This is a genomic window from Pseudomonas sp. BN415 (assembly GCF_029871195.1).
In the GTDB taxonomy this organism is placed as follows: Bacteria; Pseudomonadota; Gammaproteobacteria; order Pseudomonadales; family Pseudomonadaceae; genus Metapseudomonas; species Metapseudomonas resinovorans.
Map to the genome: position 1 here is coordinate 1 of NZ_SSOK01000056.1, position 15,009 is coordinate 15,009.

At 65.7% G+C, this 15,009-nt stretch carries 17 protein-coding genes; 7 read left to right on the forward strand and 10 right to left on the reverse strand.

What is annotated here, in order from left to right:
* Nucleotides 1-223 precede the first annotated feature (223 nt).
* The 4 genes from E8F20_RS15315 to E8F20_RS15330 form a co-directional block, all read right to left on the reverse strand.
* Complete coding sequence (locus tag E8F20_RS15315) at nt 224-733, reverse strand: DUF3016 domain-containing protein (RefSeq protein ID WP_280284470.1); 510 nt, start codon at nt 731-733, stop codon at nt 224-226.
* Between the two features lie 87 nt (nt 734-820).
* The gene (locus tag E8F20_RS15320; RefSeq protein ID WP_280284471.1) at nt 821-1,144 is read right to left on the reverse strand and encodes a DUF3325 domain-containing protein; all 324 of its coding nucleotides are present in this window, start codon (nt 1,142-1,144) and stop codon (nt 821-823) included.
* A complete protein-coding gene (locus E8F20_RS15325) occupies nt 1,144-2,667 on the reverse strand; it encodes a PepSY-associated TM helix domain-containing protein (RefSeq protein ID WP_280284472.1) in 1,524 nt (507 codons plus the stop codon). Before E8F20_RS15325 ends, E8F20_RS15320 begins: the two co-directional genes overlap by 1 nt.
* Nucleotides 2,664-2,960, reverse strand: a complete 297-nt coding sequence (locus E8F20_RS15330) for a DUF3649 domain-containing protein (RefSeq protein ID WP_280284473.1) — start codon at nt 2,958-2,960, stop codon at nt 2,664-2,666. Before E8F20_RS15330 ends, E8F20_RS15325 begins: the two co-directional genes overlap by 4 nt.
* 248 nt (nt 2,961-3,208) lie before the next feature.
* On the opposite strand from E8F20_RS15330, the gene E8F20_RS15335 reads away from it, so the two are divergent.
* The gene (locus E8F20_RS15335) at nt 3,209-3,520 is read left to right on the forward strand and encodes a DUF3509 domain-containing protein (protein ID WP_280284474.1); all 312 of its coding nucleotides are present in this window, start codon (nt 3,209-3,211) and stop codon (nt 3,518-3,520) included.
* Between the two features lie 22 nt (nt 3,521-3,542).
* Here E8F20_RS15335 and E8F20_RS15340 read toward each other — a convergent pair whose 3' ends face one another.
* On the reverse strand, nt 3,543-4,034 hold the full coding sequence (locus E8F20_RS15340; RefSeq protein ID WP_280284475.1) for a phosphate-starvation-inducible PsiE family protein: 492 nt from the start codon (nt 4,032-4,034) through the stop codon (nt 3,543-3,545).
* Between the two features lie 294 nt (nt 4,035-4,328).
* On the opposite strand from E8F20_RS15340, the gene E8F20_RS15345 reads away from it, so the two are divergent.
* On the forward strand, nt 4,329-4,592 hold the full coding sequence (locus E8F20_RS15345; protein WP_028630275.1) for a YebG family protein: 264 nt from the start codon (nt 4,329-4,331) through the stop codon (nt 4,590-4,592).
* Between the two features lie 145 nt (nt 4,593-4,737).
* On the forward strand, nt 4,738-5,634 hold the full coding sequence (locus tag E8F20_RS15350) for a sterol desaturase family protein (RefSeq protein ID WP_280284476.1): 897 nt from the start codon (nt 4,738-4,740) through the stop codon (nt 5,632-5,634).
* Here E8F20_RS15350 and E8F20_RS15355 read toward each other — a convergent pair.
* The 5 genes from E8F20_RS15355 to E8F20_RS15375 all read right to left on the reverse strand — a co-directional run bounded on the left by E8F20_RS15355 (nt 5,617) and on the right by E8F20_RS15375 (nt 11,095).
* Nucleotides 5,617-6,294 carry a helix-turn-helix domain-containing protein gene (locus E8F20_RS15355; protein WP_280284477.1) on the reverse strand — a complete coding sequence of 226 codons (678 nt, stop codon included), beginning with the start codon at nt 6,292-6,294 and terminating at the stop codon, nt 5,617-5,619. The two genes, E8F20_RS15350 and E8F20_RS15355, sit on opposite strands and share 18 nt — an antisense overlap.
* A 478-nt stretch (nt 6,295-6,772) precedes the next feature.
* Nucleotides 6,773-7,879, reverse strand: coding sequence for a dihydrolipoamide acetyltransferase family protein (locus E8F20_RS15360; protein ID WP_280284478.1), 1,107 nt, complete (start codon nt 7,877-7,879; stop codon nt 6,773-6,775).
* A gap of 15 nt (nt 7,880-7,894) precedes the next feature.
* On the reverse strand, nt 7,895-8,896 hold the full coding sequence (locus E8F20_RS15365; RefSeq protein WP_280284479.1) for an alpha-ketoacid dehydrogenase subunit beta: 1,002 nt from the start codon (nt 8,894-8,896) through the stop codon (nt 7,895-7,897).
* Nucleotides 8,889-9,983, reverse strand: coding sequence for a pyruvate dehydrogenase (acetyl-transferring) E1 component subunit alpha (gene pdhA / locus E8F20_RS15370; protein ID WP_280284480.1), 1,095 nt, complete (start codon nt 9,981-9,983; stop codon nt 8,889-8,891). The genes E8F20_RS15365 and pdhA overlap by 8 nt, the downstream gene beginning before the upstream one ends.
* Nucleotides 9,984-10,075: 92 nt before the next feature.
* Nucleotides 10,076-11,095: a Glu/Leu/Phe/Val dehydrogenase dimerization domain-containing protein gene (locus tag E8F20_RS15375; RefSeq protein WP_280284481.1), complete on the reverse strand. Its 1,020-nt coding sequence runs from the start codon at nt 11,093-11,095 to the stop codon at nt 10,076-10,078.
* 163 nt (nt 11,096-11,258) lie between these two features.
* Between E8F20_RS15375 and E8F20_RS15380 the strand changes: the two genes are divergently transcribed.
* The 4 genes from E8F20_RS15380 (at nt 11,259) to E8F20_RS15395 (ending at nt 14,975) form a co-directional block, all read left to right on the forward strand.
* Nucleotides 11,259-12,062 carry a transglutaminase family protein gene (locus E8F20_RS15380; protein ID WP_280284482.1) on the forward strand — a complete coding sequence of 268 codons (804 nt, stop codon included), beginning with the start codon at nt 11,259-11,261 and terminating at the stop codon, nt 12,060-12,062.
* Between the two features lie 53 nt (nt 12,063-12,115).
* On the forward strand, nt 12,116-12,898 hold the full coding sequence (locus tag E8F20_RS15385) for a nuclear transport factor 2 family protein (RefSeq protein ID WP_280284483.1): 783 nt from the start codon (nt 12,116-12,118) through the stop codon (nt 12,896-12,898).
* Between the two features lie 250 nt (nt 12,899-13,148).
* Nucleotides 13,149-14,555: an FAD-binding oxidoreductase gene (locus tag E8F20_RS15390; RefSeq protein ID WP_280284484.1), complete on the forward strand. Its 1,407-nt coding sequence runs from the start codon at nt 13,149-13,151 to the stop codon at nt 14,553-14,555.
* A 75-nt stretch (nt 14,556-14,630) separates the two neighbouring features.
* Nucleotides 14,631-14,975: a cupin domain-containing protein gene (locus tag E8F20_RS15395; protein WP_280284485.1), complete on the forward strand. Its 345-nt coding sequence runs from the start codon at nt 14,631-14,633 to the stop codon at nt 14,973-14,975.
* The last annotated feature ends 34 nt before the right edge of the window (nt 14,976-15,009 follow it).

Sequence of the window (15,009 nt, forward strand, 5' to 3'; positions counted from 1 at the left end):
CTGGTATCAGGCCCGTGTGGGCTTCAGGATGGTTCGTGCCTCGCCAGCGCGAGTCACCCCTCTACCTTTGGGAGAGGGGCTGGGGCGGGCCGCGTTCGGGTGAGGGTTATGTCCGGCTGGCGCGGAAGCCTCGAAGGTCTGCACTAGAGCACTTCCTTCATCGTTGCAACAACTAACGCAGGCATAGCCAATTCATTCGCCAAGCGGGCCGCAGGTCCGCCCCTCAGTACGACACCACCTTGTCCTTCGGTGCGATGTTCCAGCGGAACCAGTCGTCCAGCATGGTTTTCTCGTAACGCAGGCGGTCGTTGCTGAAGTAGTAGTTGCCGTGTTGCAGGTAGGACTGGTCGATCAGCGTGGCATCGCGGCTGACCAGGGGCTTGCCGTCCTGCTCCAGGCTGTAGTGCAGCTTGATCCTGGGCCAGGTCACTTCACGCATGAAGCGCACATCCTGGAAGTTCACCCGCCAGGGTTCGTACTGGCCGGCCAGGTCGATGTCGAGGATATCGACCTTGAGGGTCTGTCCGGGCTGCAGGTAGCGCTTGCCGAGCTTCTCGATATGCGCCTTGAGGTCCTTCAGCACGACGTCATCCGCGCCCCGGCCGTAATCGCGGTACAGACGGGCGTCGCTGTACTTCTCCGGGTGGGTGAAGCTGACCTCGGTGGTGGATGCCAGCGCACTCGGGGACAGGATCAACAGGGCCAGCACGATGAGGGGCAACGTGGGTCGCATGGAACACCTCCTGACGGTGATGCGGGGCACCGCCAGGTTCAGTGTACGCCCGTCAATGCGAACGCGAAGCGGCTCCAGTCGGACGGTTCAGAGCAGCGCCAGCACACCGCCCCCCAGCGGCAACAGACCAAGCAGCGGCAGCACCCAGCGGGTCTGCCAGGCCAGCAGCGCCACCAGCAGCAGGCCGGCCAGCATCAACTGGCAGAGCCAGATCACACTGCCGATCTCGCCGCCCAATTGGGCGATGCTCAGGGCCAGGGCAAGCAGCATGGCGAACACCGCACCCACCCGCAGCAAACGGATGCGCGATTCACTCGGGGCAGCGCTGAAAAACAGCTTGTACTGGCGCGACATGGCCAGCGCCAGGCCGGTCATGGCCAGGTAGCAGAAGGCAAAACTCAGGACCAGCATCAAGCGCTCTCCTCCACCAGGCGACGGCGCACGCGGGGCGCCTTCGCCACCTGCGGCTGCGAGCGTCGCCAGGCCAGCAAGCCGCAGAGTGCGCCAGATGCCAGCAGTACCAGGTCGATACCGGCCATATCCCAATCGCCGCGAACCAGGGTGGCCAGCAGGCTGCCTTCGGGCGTGACCAGAGCATTGAGCAGCGGCAGGCCAAGGGCCAGGACAGTCACGACGGCGAGCACGTCGCGGGCGACCCTGCCACTGTTGCGGCGCAGCACCGCCCAGACTGCCACCAGCAGCCAGACGACCACGAAAACCGAGGTTTCCGCGCTGGCGCGCTCGGCCATGCCGGCCGGGAGCAGGCGATTGCCGTAGAGCAGGCCCAGGCTGGCGACCGGCAGACCGCCAACCACCGCGCCGTTCAAGGCACGCACCAGGCCGATGCCGTAGCCACCGCGCGCTTCGCGCTTGCGCAGCCAGACCTGCAGGCCGGCCACCAGCATGACGCAGCCCATCAGGCCGAGCAGCAGGTAGAGAGCACGGACGATCTGCCCGCCGAACTGCGCCATGTGCAGGTTGGTCAGCCAGGCGTAGCTCTGGTAGCCCGGGCTATAGGGCTTCTGTTCGTGGAGCAGCTCACCGCTGGCGGCGTCGTAGGATAGGGTCCACTGGAAGTCGACGATGCCGGAACGGTCGTAGCGGCGGATGTCCACCACCGCCGCAGCGTCACCCGGATGGTGCACGCTGATCCAGCCGGTCTCGTTACCGCCCCAGCGTCGATGGGCATCGGCCACCAGGCCATCCAGCGAGGTCGCCGACGGTGCGGGGCGCTTCACCTCCTCGCGGTGGTACGCGCCCATGGTGTCGTTGAAGAACGCTTCCACGTTGCCCTTGTAGGCCAGCTGGATGCCGGCGGGCATGTAGAACACGACGAAGATCGCCAGGCCCGTGTAGGCGATGAGCAGGTGGAACGGCAGCCCCACCACGCCGAACAGATTGTGGGCGTCCAGCCAGGCGCGCTGGCCGTTGGCGTCCGGGCGCAGGGTGAAGAAGTCCTTGAAGATGCGGCGGTGGATGATGATGCCGCTGATCAGCGCCACCAGCATGAACATCGCCGCGATGGCCACGATGTACATGCCGATCATGCCGGCGTTGAGGTCGTAGTGCAGGGTGAAGAAGAACAGCCCACCCACGGTTTCTGGCATTGCTTCGCCGGTCGCCGGGTCGAGGGCAAAGCGCACGAACTCGCTTTCGTCGGCCGGCTCGTAACCGGCCCAATAGAAGGGTTCGCGCTCGCTCGGCGGGCGGATCCAGATGGCATGGGCGTCCGGTGCCTTGGCCAGCATGGCCTCGCGCACCTGGTCGACGGTCATGCTGTGGCTGGACGGTTCGTGCAGTGCCGGGCGCATCCAGCGCTCCAGCTCCTTGTCGAAGCAAGCGATGCTGCCGGCGAAGAAGATCACGAAGAGCAGCCAGGACGGCAGCAGTCCGCCCCAGGTGTGCAGTCCCGCCATGGATTGGCGCAGGCTCATGGTCGTACTCCGAAATCGCTGGGCAGGTAGGCCGCCAGGGCCATCAGTGCCGTCAGCCCGGCCAGCACCAGCCAGGCGCGCACGGCCGAACGCGCCGCGAAGGCATAGATGATGGCGAGGGTGTAGACGGCAAAACAGGACAGGCTGGCGAACACCACCCGGTCACTGCGCACCAGCGGCAGATAGACGGACAGGAACGCCGTGGCGGCATAGGCCGCGGCATAACCGCCGAGGATTGCCGCCAGCACCCGCGCGGTCACGTCCCAGCGCGTGGAAGTCTTGGCTTTGCTCACGTTAGTTCCTTGGTCAAGGACGTTCCCGGCGGAAGCGTTCCGACAGCGCAAGAGGAATTCTCAGAAATAAAGTGAGAATTATTTACATGCGCGCACGAATTGCAACAGAGAAATTCTATCGGTCCACACGGAACGACCCGGATCAGGCTATACGCGACAGCTGGTCGGCCCACCGGTCATTGCGGTTCGAACTTTGCACATCTCCTGGCGTCCATCGACTCATCGCTCGACCAACCAGGTGACAGGCCATGTACAACCCATTCCAGATCCTCACCGACGCTTTCCAGGCCGAGTACCGGGTCAACCTCAGCCTCGTAAGCCCGGACGGCAGCATCATGCTGACCCTGACCAACGAACGCGGCGTGGTGGCGCGGCGCATGATCAGCGCGGCTCAACGCAATGACCCGGTACGCCTGCAGCGGGTAATCGAAAGCATCCGCTTGGGCATCGCCATCGAGAATGGTCACAAGGTGGGGGAATTGCTCACCAGCATGACCGGCGGCCATGTGGCGCCGGTACGCAAGGGGCGGGTCAACGCCGCACAGATAGCGCGCATCTGATGCACGCTATCCGTGCATGGGGTCAGGCCTCGCCTTCGGCCTCGACCTGACGACGCAGGCGCTGCCGACGCGGCGGGGCATCGATCTGCACCGAAGGGAAGCGCGAAGACGCGAACCGCACCACAAGGATCGCCAGGGCCAGCAGCAGAATGGCTCCAGAGACATACACCACACCCAGATCCGGCCGGTGGTGATGCGAGACATCGGAAATCAGCAGGCGGGTCAGCGCGGTGATCGCCACATAGATCAGGAAGCGCACCGGCATGTGGTTGGTCTTGAAGTAGATGCCGACCATGGCGCCCAGTTCGAGGTAGATGAACAGCAGCAGGATGTCATCGACCGTGATGTGCCCCTTCTCCACCATCCCCAGAAACGCGACAACCGCGGCCCAGGCAGTGATCCCGCCGATGGCGAACAGCGCCAGGTAGTGGAAGCTCTCCACGAGGAGATTGCCCAGCGATTCGGCCAGGCCATGCACGTTTTCGCGCAACGCTTCAGCCCAGTTGATCTTCACGATACAGCTCCTTGGTACGACGGGCCCGATGGTGCCGGGCGAAAGTGACAGGGAAGTTATGCAGGATGAGGGCCGCAACGGGCCTTGCGCCACGAGGCAGGTTGTCGCAGCCCTTGCGTGGCCCGGGCAACGGCTATGCTTGGGCTCCAGCGGTATCCAGGCTGATCCGCAGCGCGGACTGGCATCGGTGGGCACGTGGAAATTTCCTACGGACTATTTCCATTTGCCATCATTCCGAATACTGTATGCGCATCCAGTATCTTTAACCCAATTATCAAAGGTGAGGGGTGATGAATGGCCGTCGAAGTGGTGTACCGCAGCAGCCGCGATCCGGAGCGCCTGTTCATGGATAAGGCCGAAGCCGATCGATACGACAAGATGCTCGAGCTGGCCGAGTCCCTGGCTGAAGTCCTGCAAAAGGCGGTGCCCTCGCTGAGCGAACAGCAGGTGGAAGACATCGGCATATTCATGGCCAAGCACCGCGATACCTTCGCCCGCGCCTTCAAGAATCAGCCGGATGCACTGGCTGAGCTGGAGCTGGCCGGCAACGCCGAGTAACGCTGCATGGGGAGCCCCGACTGCCCCCATGCGGCTCAGGGCTCCACTCGCAACCATCCGCGACGCGGACCGACTTTGCGCCGTTTTTTCAAGCCCACATCTTGCGTCGAACCGATGCTGGGACACCCCCTACCAGGAGTGCCCCATGCGTATTCTCGTTGCCCGGCTCTATGCCCCGTTTTTTTTCTTCGGCTTTATCGCGCTCTCACTCTGGCTGAGCAGTTGGCATCCGGGGCAGCCAGCGTGGCTGCTGGTGTTGCTCGCAAGTGCGATCGCCCTCTCCTTCGCGGCCGAAGCCTGGTTGCCCTACCGGCGGGAATGGAACCAGGACCATCGCGATCGCTGGCGGGATGTCCTGCACGCAAGCGTCAATGAAGGGTTGGCCTGCCTTGGGCTGCTGGCCATTCCGTTCACCGCGGCCCTTACTCCAACCGCTGGCCTGTGGCCCGATGCCTGGCCCCTCTGGCTGCAGCTGCTGATCGCTGTGTCGGTGGCGGACCTTGGGATGACGCTCATGCACCTGCTCAGCCACCGCCTGCCACTGCTCTGGCGCTTGCATGCGGTGCATCACAGCGTGCGCCGGATGTACGGATTCAACGGCCTGATGAAGCATCCGCTCCATCAGACGCTGGAAGCCCTGGCGGGCACCGCCCCGCTGCTGATGCTCGGCATGCCGGAACAGGTTGCCGCGCTGCTGGCCTTCGCCATCGCCATCCAGTTGCTGCTCCAGCACGGTAACGTCGACATGCGCCTTGGCGCATTGCGCCATCTCTTCGCCTGGGCTCCCGTGCACCGCTTCCACCACATGAAGTACGGCAAGTCCGGGGACGTGAACTTCGCCCTGTTCTTCAGTTTCTGGGACAAGCTGCTCGGGACCGCCTTCTACCATCCGCACTACCGCATGAGCAGCAACGATCTGGGCATCGGCGGGCGGCCCGACTACCCGGATACCTACCTGGCCCAGTTGGCCACCCCCTTCCTGCCGCAAGGCCCGGAGGAGGCATGCCCGACCACGCCGGACGCCCTACTCCAACAGCCTTAACTGCAGATTGCGCAAGGTTCGGTCGGCACGCACACCGAAGGTGCTGCGTACCGTCCGAGAAAAGTGCGCGGCGTCCGCAAACCCCGCCGCATGCGCCGCGTGCGTCAACGGCTCTCCGGCCATGGCCAATGCCAGTGCAAGGCGCAAGCGACGCCAGAGCACCAGACGCCGGACCGAAAGCCCGACCTGCTCGCCGAACAGCCGTTCGAGCTGGCTGAGAGAAAGGCAGGCCTGTCGCGCCACGACCACGGCGCTGACTTTCTCGGTCAGCAACTGATCGACCGCCTCCAGCGCCCGGGCGATCCGCGGGTCCACGACGCGCCTGGGCGCAGCGCGCAACCGATCGGCCAATGCCTGCAAACCGGGCTCGGCGCCATCCAGCGCAGAACGGAGACTCTCGAAGCTGAACGCCAGCGGTTCGGCGTAGACCGTCACCAAGGGCTGGCGGGCATTCTCCAGTGCATGTACCTGCATCGACTCCAGCAGCACCACCTGTCCGCTCACCGGTTGCCCGTCCACCGTCAGGCGCACGGGCTCCTCCAGCGCCAGAAGCGCCTGATGGGCGTAGTGAGCATGGGGGCGAGTGGCTCCGCTGGCGCCTGCGATCAAACAGTAATCACGGGCCAGCCAGAGGGCTCCCTGCCAGGGCGATTCAGTCACGGTACCGGCTCCGAGCCAGGATCGAGGCGAGCATCAATAGCGCCAATGGAGGCCCCACGGCAAGCAGGCCCAGCTCACCCCTTGGCCCTGATCGCTTCGCGCTCATGCGTTCATCGGTACCGGAAGCAATGCTTCCGAAAGCGTACCCTTCACCCCAGAGGGCGAGGGGTGACTCGCACCGAAGTGGCACGAACCATCCTGACGCCCACGCGGGCCTGAAACCGGGCAGACGAGGTGGGACAGCCGCTGCGCCCCTTCAGGATGCCGCGAAAGTCGCGCGGGGACGCCGCGTTCCGGATGCAGGGGCAAGTTTTTTCTTCCTTTTCAACGACTGGAAAAGGAAGGCGCCTGGGAAGGCGAAACCAGAAACATCCGCAGAACTCGGCGCGCAGCCTGGCTCAGGACGCTCTGGCAACACGTAACGCAGACAGAGCGAGTTCATTCGCCAAACAGGCCACAGGCCTGCCCGCCTCTTGCCCTACGGCAGCTCCAATGCCTGCACCAACGCTTTGAGAAACCGCGCCGCCTCGCCGCCGGTTACCGCCCGGTGATCGAAGGTCAGCGAGAGCGGCAGCACCGGGTGAATCTCCACCTTGCCCTGCCAGGCCACCACCTCGTCGCGAATGCCGCCGGCGCCGATGATCGCCACCTGGGGCGGCACCACCACCGGGTTGGCGTAGCGGCCGAACAAGGTGCCGAAGTTGGACAGCGTAATGGTGGCGCCCATCATTTCCTGGGGCGGGATGGAGCGTGCCTTCACATCTGCCCGCAGCCGCGCCATGCCCTCCTTCAGGTCTTCCACACTGCGCCCACCGACATTGCGCAGCACCGGCACGAAGAGGCCATCCGGCGTGTCGACGGCGATACCGAGGTCGAGCTTGTCGTGCTGGCGGATGGACAGCGCGCGGCCGTCGAACCAGCTGTTGAGGATGGGCTCTACCTCGCAGGCCGCGGCGATGGCCTTGCCCAGGCGGGTCAGCGGATCGCGGGCTTCCGGCCAACGGTGCAGGTCGGCATCGCCGAAGATGGTCACCGGCACCACTTCAGCGTGGGAACGCGCCATGTTGATCGCCATGCTGCGACGCACGCCGCGCAACCGTTCCCCACCGAAGCTGTCACGGGCCAGTTGCGCAGCCTGCTCCACATCGGCGCGGGTGACCAGGCCATCAGGGCCTGAGCCGGCCAGGGCGGCAAGCTCCACCCCCACCTGCCGGGCCAGCTGGCGTACCGCCGGTGTGGCGCGCGGCGCCAGGTGTTCGCGGGTGGAGGGCGCGGCGCCGACGAAGAAGCGGTCGGCCTGGGCATTGCCGCCGCCTTCCAGGCGACCCACTACGGTGCCGGCGTCAGCATCCTCGCCTTCATAGCCGAGCAGCGGTTCGCCGACGTGGAGGATGTCGCCCTCCTTGCCGAAGGTCTTCGCCACTACGCCATCGTGGGGCGCCGGAATGTCCACCAGGGCTTTGGCGGTTTCCACCGAGACAAGCAGTTGGTCGGCCTTGACGCTGTCCCCCACCTTCACGTGCCACTGGACGATTTCCGCTTCCTGCAGGCCTTCGCCCAGGTCGGGCAGTTTGAAGTATTTCATCGTGTGCTCCTCGTCTCAGGCGTAGTTCAGCACCAGGTCGCAGGCCGCGAGAATGTCCTCGGGGCTGGGAAAATAGAGCTGTTCCAGGCGATACAGGGGCGGCGGAATGTCCGGCGCGGTAACCCGCTGGATCGGCGCCTGCAGGTCGAGCAGCGCGCGCTCGTAGAGACTGGCGGCGATCTCCGCGCCCACCCCGCAGCTGCGCGGCGCCTCGTGGACGATCACGCAGCGGCCGGTCTTGCGCACCGAGGCTTCCAGGGTGTCGAGGTCCAGCGGCTTGATGCAGGCGACGTCTATCACCTCGGCCGAGACGCCCTGTTCTTCCAGACGTGCGGCGGCCTGCAGGGTTTCATGAATGCTGGCGCCCCAACTGATCAGAGTGATGTCCGAGCCCTCGCGCAGGGTGAAGCAGCTGTCCAGGGGCAGTCGCTTGCCATCGTCGATGATCGGTTGCGGGTTCATCCGGTAGAGCCGGGTAGGTTCGAGGAAGATCACCGGGTCCGGGTCATCGATGGCCGCCAGCAGCAGGCCATAGGCCCGCGCCGGCGAGGACGGGATCACCACACGCAGGCCGGGGATGTGGGCGAACAGGGCTTCGGTGCTTTCGCTGTGGTGCTCCGGCGCGCGGATGCCGGCGCCCATAGGGCTGCGCAGCACCATCGGGCAGGTCAGCCGGCCACGGGTGCGGCAACGGATGCGGCTGGCGTGGGACACCAGGTGTTCCATGGCGGCGTAGATGAAGCCGAGGAACTGGATTTCCATCACCGGTTTCAGGCCCTGGGCGGCCATACCAACAGCCAGGCCAGCGATCATGGTTTCCGCCAGCGGGGTGTCGATCACCCGCTTGAAGCCAAAGCGGTCGCGCAGGCCGAGGGTGGCGCGGAACACGCCGCCGTTGATGCCCACATCCTCGCCGAGGATGACGACGTTCTCGTCTTCCTGCATGGCGCGGTGCAGGGCCATGTTCACGGCTTCCAGCAGGGCACGTTTTTCCGTGGTGGCGTTGAGGTTACTCATGGCGACCTCCTTCTTCGCGACGGGCGACCCGCTCCAACAGCATTTCCCGCTGATCGCCCAGTGCAGCCGGCCAGCGGGCGTAGACGTGGTCGAGCACCGAGCCCACCGGCTGGGTGCCAATCGTCTCAAAGTTATCCACAGCCGACTGCACCTGGCGCTGGCAGTCGGCGATCAGGGCCTGCTCGCGGCCTTCGTCCCAGACCCGGTGGCCGGCCAGGAAGGCCTGCAGGCGCTTGATCGGCTCTTCCTGCCAGGCGGCCTTGACCTCTTCGGCGCTGCGGTAGCGGGTGGCATCGTCGGCGGTGGTGTGATCCCCCAGGCGATAGCTGATGCACTCCAGCAGGACCGGCCCCTTGCCGTGGCGAGCACGGTCGAGCGCCCATTGCACGCGGTCGTAGACAGCCAGCACGTCGTTGCCGTCCACCTGTTCGCCATGGAAACCGGCGCCGATGGCCTTCTGCGCCAGGGTCGGTGCGCCGCTCTGGATACGCCGGGGCACCGAGATGGCCCACTGGTTATTGTTCACCACGAAAAGCACCGGCAGTTGCCAGGCACCGGCCACGTTGAGGGCTTCGAGGAAGTCGCCCTTGCTGGTGGCGCCATCCCCGCAAGTGGTCACCACCGCGCGGTGCTGGCCGCGGATCTTGATCGCGGTGGCTACGCCGCAGGCATGCAAGGCCTGGGTGGCGATGGGCACGCAGATGGGGAAGTCCTCTTTCGAGCGCGCGTCCTGGAAGTCGCTGCCGCGTTCGTCGCCGCCCCAGTAGAGAAGGATTTCCTCCATGCGCACGCCGCGCATCAGTTGCACGGCGGTATCGCGGTAGTAAGGCACCAGCACGTCTTCGCCGCGCATCAGGCTGCCGATGGCAACGCCGATGGCTTCCTGGCCCAGGGTCGGCGCGTAGGTGCCGATGCGGCCGGTACGTTGCAGGGCCACCGCCTTCTGGTCGAAAAGGCGGGTCAGCACCATGCGGCGGTAGAGGTCGGTGAGCAGGTTGAAGTCGTCGGCCCAGGCCGGCAGTTCGCCGACCAGCCGCCCCTCGGGGTCGAGGACGCGCGTGTAGGGCAGTTCGATCCGGTTGGACATGGCAGTTCTCCTTACACCTTTTGGGTGCCTGCGCAGGGCCCGGGGCTTGTGGCTCCGGGAGCTAACGGGCCGGGCCGCTGGTTGGCGGCCGTTCAGCCGAACAGCAGGCGCTCGGCCAGGGCGTCGGCGACCCGTGCGGGGGATCGCTTGTCGGCCTGGGCGTGCGCGTAGATCTCGGTGAGGCGCTGGCTGATCCGCGACAGGTGCGCGGTGATCGCCGGCAAACCGGCGCCCTTGTGCTTGAGGGCGACGTAGATGAGCCCGCCGGAGTTGATCACGTAGTCCGGCGCATAAAGGATGCCGCGCGCTTCCATCTCGTCGGCGATCTCGGAACTGGCGAGCTGGTTGTTGGCCGCTCCGGCGACTGCCGCGCAACGCAACTGGCCCACGGTCTGGGCATTGAGAATGCCGCCGAGGCCGCACGGCGCGAGGATGTCGCACGGAGTGGTGAGGAAGGCGTCGGCCGCGACCGGTTGAGCGCCCAGTTGTTCTATCGCCAATTGCACGCGGCCGGTGTCGAGGTCGCTGACCAGCAGTTCGGCGCCCACTGCATGGAGCTGTTCAGCCAGGGCATAGCCCACATGGCCGAGGCCCTGCACGGCAATGCGCAGGCCCTCCAGGTCATCGCTGCCGAGGCGCGCATGGGCGGTGGCGCGGATACCGGCGAAGACCCCGATCGCGGTGTGCGGCGAGGGGTCGCCAGCGGCGGTGGTGCTGGTGACATGGGCGGTCTGCTGGGCGATGCAGTCCATGTCGGCACTGGACGTGCCGCTGTCCACGGCGGTGATGTAACGGCCGCCCAGGGACTCGATCATGCGCCCGAAGGCTTCGAACAGCGCAGCCCGGTCATTCACGTGGGCCGACCGGATGATCACCGCCTTGCCACCCCCCTGGTCGAGACCGGCCAGAGCGGCCTTGTAGCTCATGCCCTGGGCGAGACGGATAGCATCGCGGATGGCGCTTTCATCATCGGGATAGGCGAGGTATCGGCAACCGCCGAGGGCCGGACCGAGGCGAGTGTTGTGGATGGCGATGATGGCCTTGAGTCCGGTGACAGGATCGTTGGCGAGGTGCAGCGCCTCCAGCCGGGCGTTTTCCATCATGGCGAACATGGCGGGCTCCCTTCCTGACGTTAGGGCCAGTATAGGCCGAGCTTCGCCGTCCGCCCTCTCGTATCCGGGCATAAGCCGAGGTGCCGAGATAACCGCGGCGGGTGCCACTACTGGACGAAAATCAACCAGTTGGCTACAAGGAATCAACCCTTCGGAGATGTCCATGGATCCGCGCCAACGCTGTCTAGCCTGCCTCGAACGCGACCCTCCAGCGATGCTGGAGTCGGCCCTGTGGATTGCCGCCGAGCATGATCCTCGCCTCGACCCGGAGAGGGTGCTGCGGGATTTCGGCGGCCTGCTCCAGCTGGTGGCCGCCGGCCTGCCGAACCTGGCGCCAGCGGAGCTGGCCCAGCCCCTGCTGCGGCGCCTGAATGAGCTGGACTTCCATGAGGACGACGACACGCCCCTGCGCCCGCACGCTGCGCTGCTGCCCCAAGTGCTGGCACGGCGACGCGGACAACCGTTGTCCCTGGCGCTGATCGCCCTGGAGCTGGCCGCCCGGTTGGGCATTCCGCTGTCCGGCGTCAGTTTCCCCGGCCACTTCCTGCTGCGCGTGCCGGGTGCCGACCACCTGCTCGACCCGTGCAGTGGCCGCCGCCTCTACACCCGCGATTGCCGCGACCTGCTGGTGCGGGTGCAGGGTCCCCAGGCTGAACTCCAGGCCGCGCACCTGCAAACCGCCAGCGCAAGGGAAATGATCCAGCGCCTGTCGCGCAACCTGCGCATGCTGCACCTGGAGGCGGGCGAGTCCCTGGCCGCGTTGAAGGACGCTGAGCGCGTGCTGTTGCTCGGCCCGCCAAACATGCACGACCACCTGGCGCGTGCCGACATCTACCAGCGCCTGGATTGTCCCCAGGCGGAACGCTATGACCTGGAGCGCGCCCTGCTGCTCTGCGACAACCCTGCCCAGCACCTGCAACTGGCTCAGCGCCTGCGCCGGCTGGGGCATGTCCAGCCGCTGCATTGAAGCGCCCCTGGGCCTCGGGCATGCTTTGGCCTTCTTGATGCAGTGATCGCCCCATGAGTTCTATCCCCCAAGTCGTCGACCCGCAGACCGCCGCCACCCGTGATGTGGTGACGCGTTACCACCTGAGCTGGAAAGCCCGTGACATCGAGGCCGTATTGGCGCTCTACCACCCCGAAGTGGAGTACAACGACTTCTTCCAGAACCGCTGCATGCGCCGCGACGACCTGCGGGATTACCTCCAGGCCACCATGCCCACTGGCCCGGACGACTTCCTCGAACACAACGACCGCATCCGCATCGACGGCGACACCGCCTTCATCCAGTACGCCATCAGCGTCGCTGGCGGCGGCACCTTCCGCGCAAGCGAAGCCATCACCGTGCGCGACAGCTTGATCTGGCGGATCAACGAGTACGCCCTGCTGGTACAGCCCGCCTCGCAGACCAACAAGCACCCGTCGCAGCGACCAGCGGCCAGCCGTCTGGGTCTTTCGGCGCGGCAGCTGGGCATGCTGGCGCGGGATATCGAGGAATACTTCCAGCGCTCCAAGCCCTACCTCGATCCCGCGCTGGACCTGCACCAGGTCGCCGGCGCCACCGGCTACACCCGCAACCAGATTTCCTACCTGCTGAACCAGATGCTCGGGCAGAGCTTCTACCAATACGTCAACCAGGCGCGACTGGAGCACCTGCTCAAGCTACTGGAAACCGCCATGCCGCCCGTGCGCATCGACGAACTCGCCTTCAGTGCTGGCTTCAACTCCCTCTCGGCCTTCTACCGCTGCTTCCGCCAGCACACCGGCCTGTCGCCCAAGGCGTACCTCAAGCAGCTAGTGTAGGGGCGGATTCATTCGCCCAGCAGGCCGAAAGCCTGCCCCTACCGAAGCGATGGGGCAGCTCCTACAAGGCTCTTGGCCCGCTGGTCAATCTCTCGCAACAGCTAACGCAGACAGACCCAATCAATTCCCCGTTACAACCGTCATCCAGACCACCGCGCCCTCTCATTCCCAGCGTGCCCGCGCACACGACAAGCGCACCGCCACCCTCTAGCCTTGCCCGTCATGACAACCTTTGACCGGGGACCTGCCTATGCAGAACTGGCGCCAAATCAGCCTGTGGATGGACACGCTCGATGAAGACCTCAAGCCACGACCGTCGCTGTCCGGCTCGCTGGAGGTGGATGTGGCGATCATCGGCGCCGGCTACACCGGGCTGTGGACGGCCTACTACCTGAAGCGCCAGGCCCCCGAACTGAGGATCGCCATCGTCGAGGCGCAGTTCGCCGGCTTCGGTGCCAGTGGCCGCAACGGTGGCTGGCTGATGGGCAACCTGCTGGGCGAGGACCGCGCCCTGGCATCGCTGCCCGCCGAGGTGCGCAAGGCCTCCTTCGACCTGCTCCATGGCATTCCCGATGAAGTGGCCGAAGTGCTCGAACGTGAAGGTATCGACTGCCACTACCGCAAAGCCGGCATCCTCTACTGCGCTGCCCGCTACCCGGAGCAGGAAAAACGCCTGCGCGAGCAGTTGGCGGACTTGCATGCCGAGGGCCTGAGCGAAGCCGACTACCGCTGGCTGAGCCCCGAGGAACTGAACGGCCAGTTGCGTGTGGCCAATCCTTACGGCGGCATCCATACCCCGCACTGCGCCACCATCCAGCCGGCACGCCTGGTGCGCGGTCTGGCAGAAGCGGTGGAACGCATGGCTGTGCAGCTGTTCGAGCAGAGCCCCGCCATCCATTGGCAGCCGGGTCTGGTACGCACCCCCCAGGGCGAGATCAAGGCCCATTGGGTGGTGCCCGCCATCGAAGGCTATGCCGCCAGCCTGCCGCCGCTTGGCAAGTACCAGTTACCGGTGCAGAGCCTGTTGATCGCCACCGAGCCGCTGAGCGACGCGCAATGGGCGGAAATCGGCCTGGAGCATGGCCAGGCGTTCAGCGAGAGCAGCCGCCAGGTTACGTATGCACAACGCACCGCCGACAACCGCCTGGCCTTTGGCGCGCGCGGCGGCTACCGCTTCGGCGGTCGGCTACGGGAGGACTTCCAGCTCAGCGTTGACGAGGTCGACCTGCGCCGCTACCTGCTCGGCGAGCTCTTCCCGCAGCTGCGCAACGTACGCATCACCCACAGTTGGGGCGGCAACCTGGGCATGGCGCGGCGCTTCCATCCGCACATGCTGGTGGACCGCAACAACGGCATCGCCCTCTCCGGCGGTTACGGCGGCGAAGGTGTTGGCGCCAGCAACCTCGGCGGGCGCACCCTGGCCGACCTGATCCTCGGCAAGGAGACCCTGCTCACCCGCCAGCCCTGGGTGCTGGGCGATGGTCCGCTGGACCGCTTGAGCACCTGGGAGCCCGAGCCCTGCCGCTGGCTCGGCTACAACGCGATCATCCGCAGCTTCGTCCACGAAGACCGGGTACTGGCCAATCCCCACAGTGCGCCCTGGCGCCGTGCCATGGCGCAGAAGCTGGCCAACCTGATGGAAGGCCTGATGCGCTGAGCCGCACGGAATCCAATTGCACCCATTCGCGAGCAGAGCTCGCTCCTACACCCAGGCATTTGCGGAGCCAACAACATGAAAGCCACTTTGCTGAAGAACACCCACGACCTGCCCCTGTCCGAACCAAGCCCGGTAGCCGTACCCGTCGGCGAGCCGGTGCCGCATACCCGTGTGCACTCGGTGGAGCGCACCGACGGCGTGGAAACCGGTGTCTGGGAATGCAGCCCCGGCCGCTTCCGCCGACAGATCGTCGAGCAGGAGTTCTGCCACTTCACCCATGGCCGCTGCACCTTCACCCCCGATGGCGGCGAGCCCATCGAAATCAAGGCCGGCGACGCGCTGCTGCTGCCGGCCAACAGCCTGGGCATCTGGGATGTGAAGGAGACGCTGCGCAAGACGTACGTGATCATTTCGCGCTGACGAACTTCCGCCCCTTCATGCGCTGTAGAAGGGG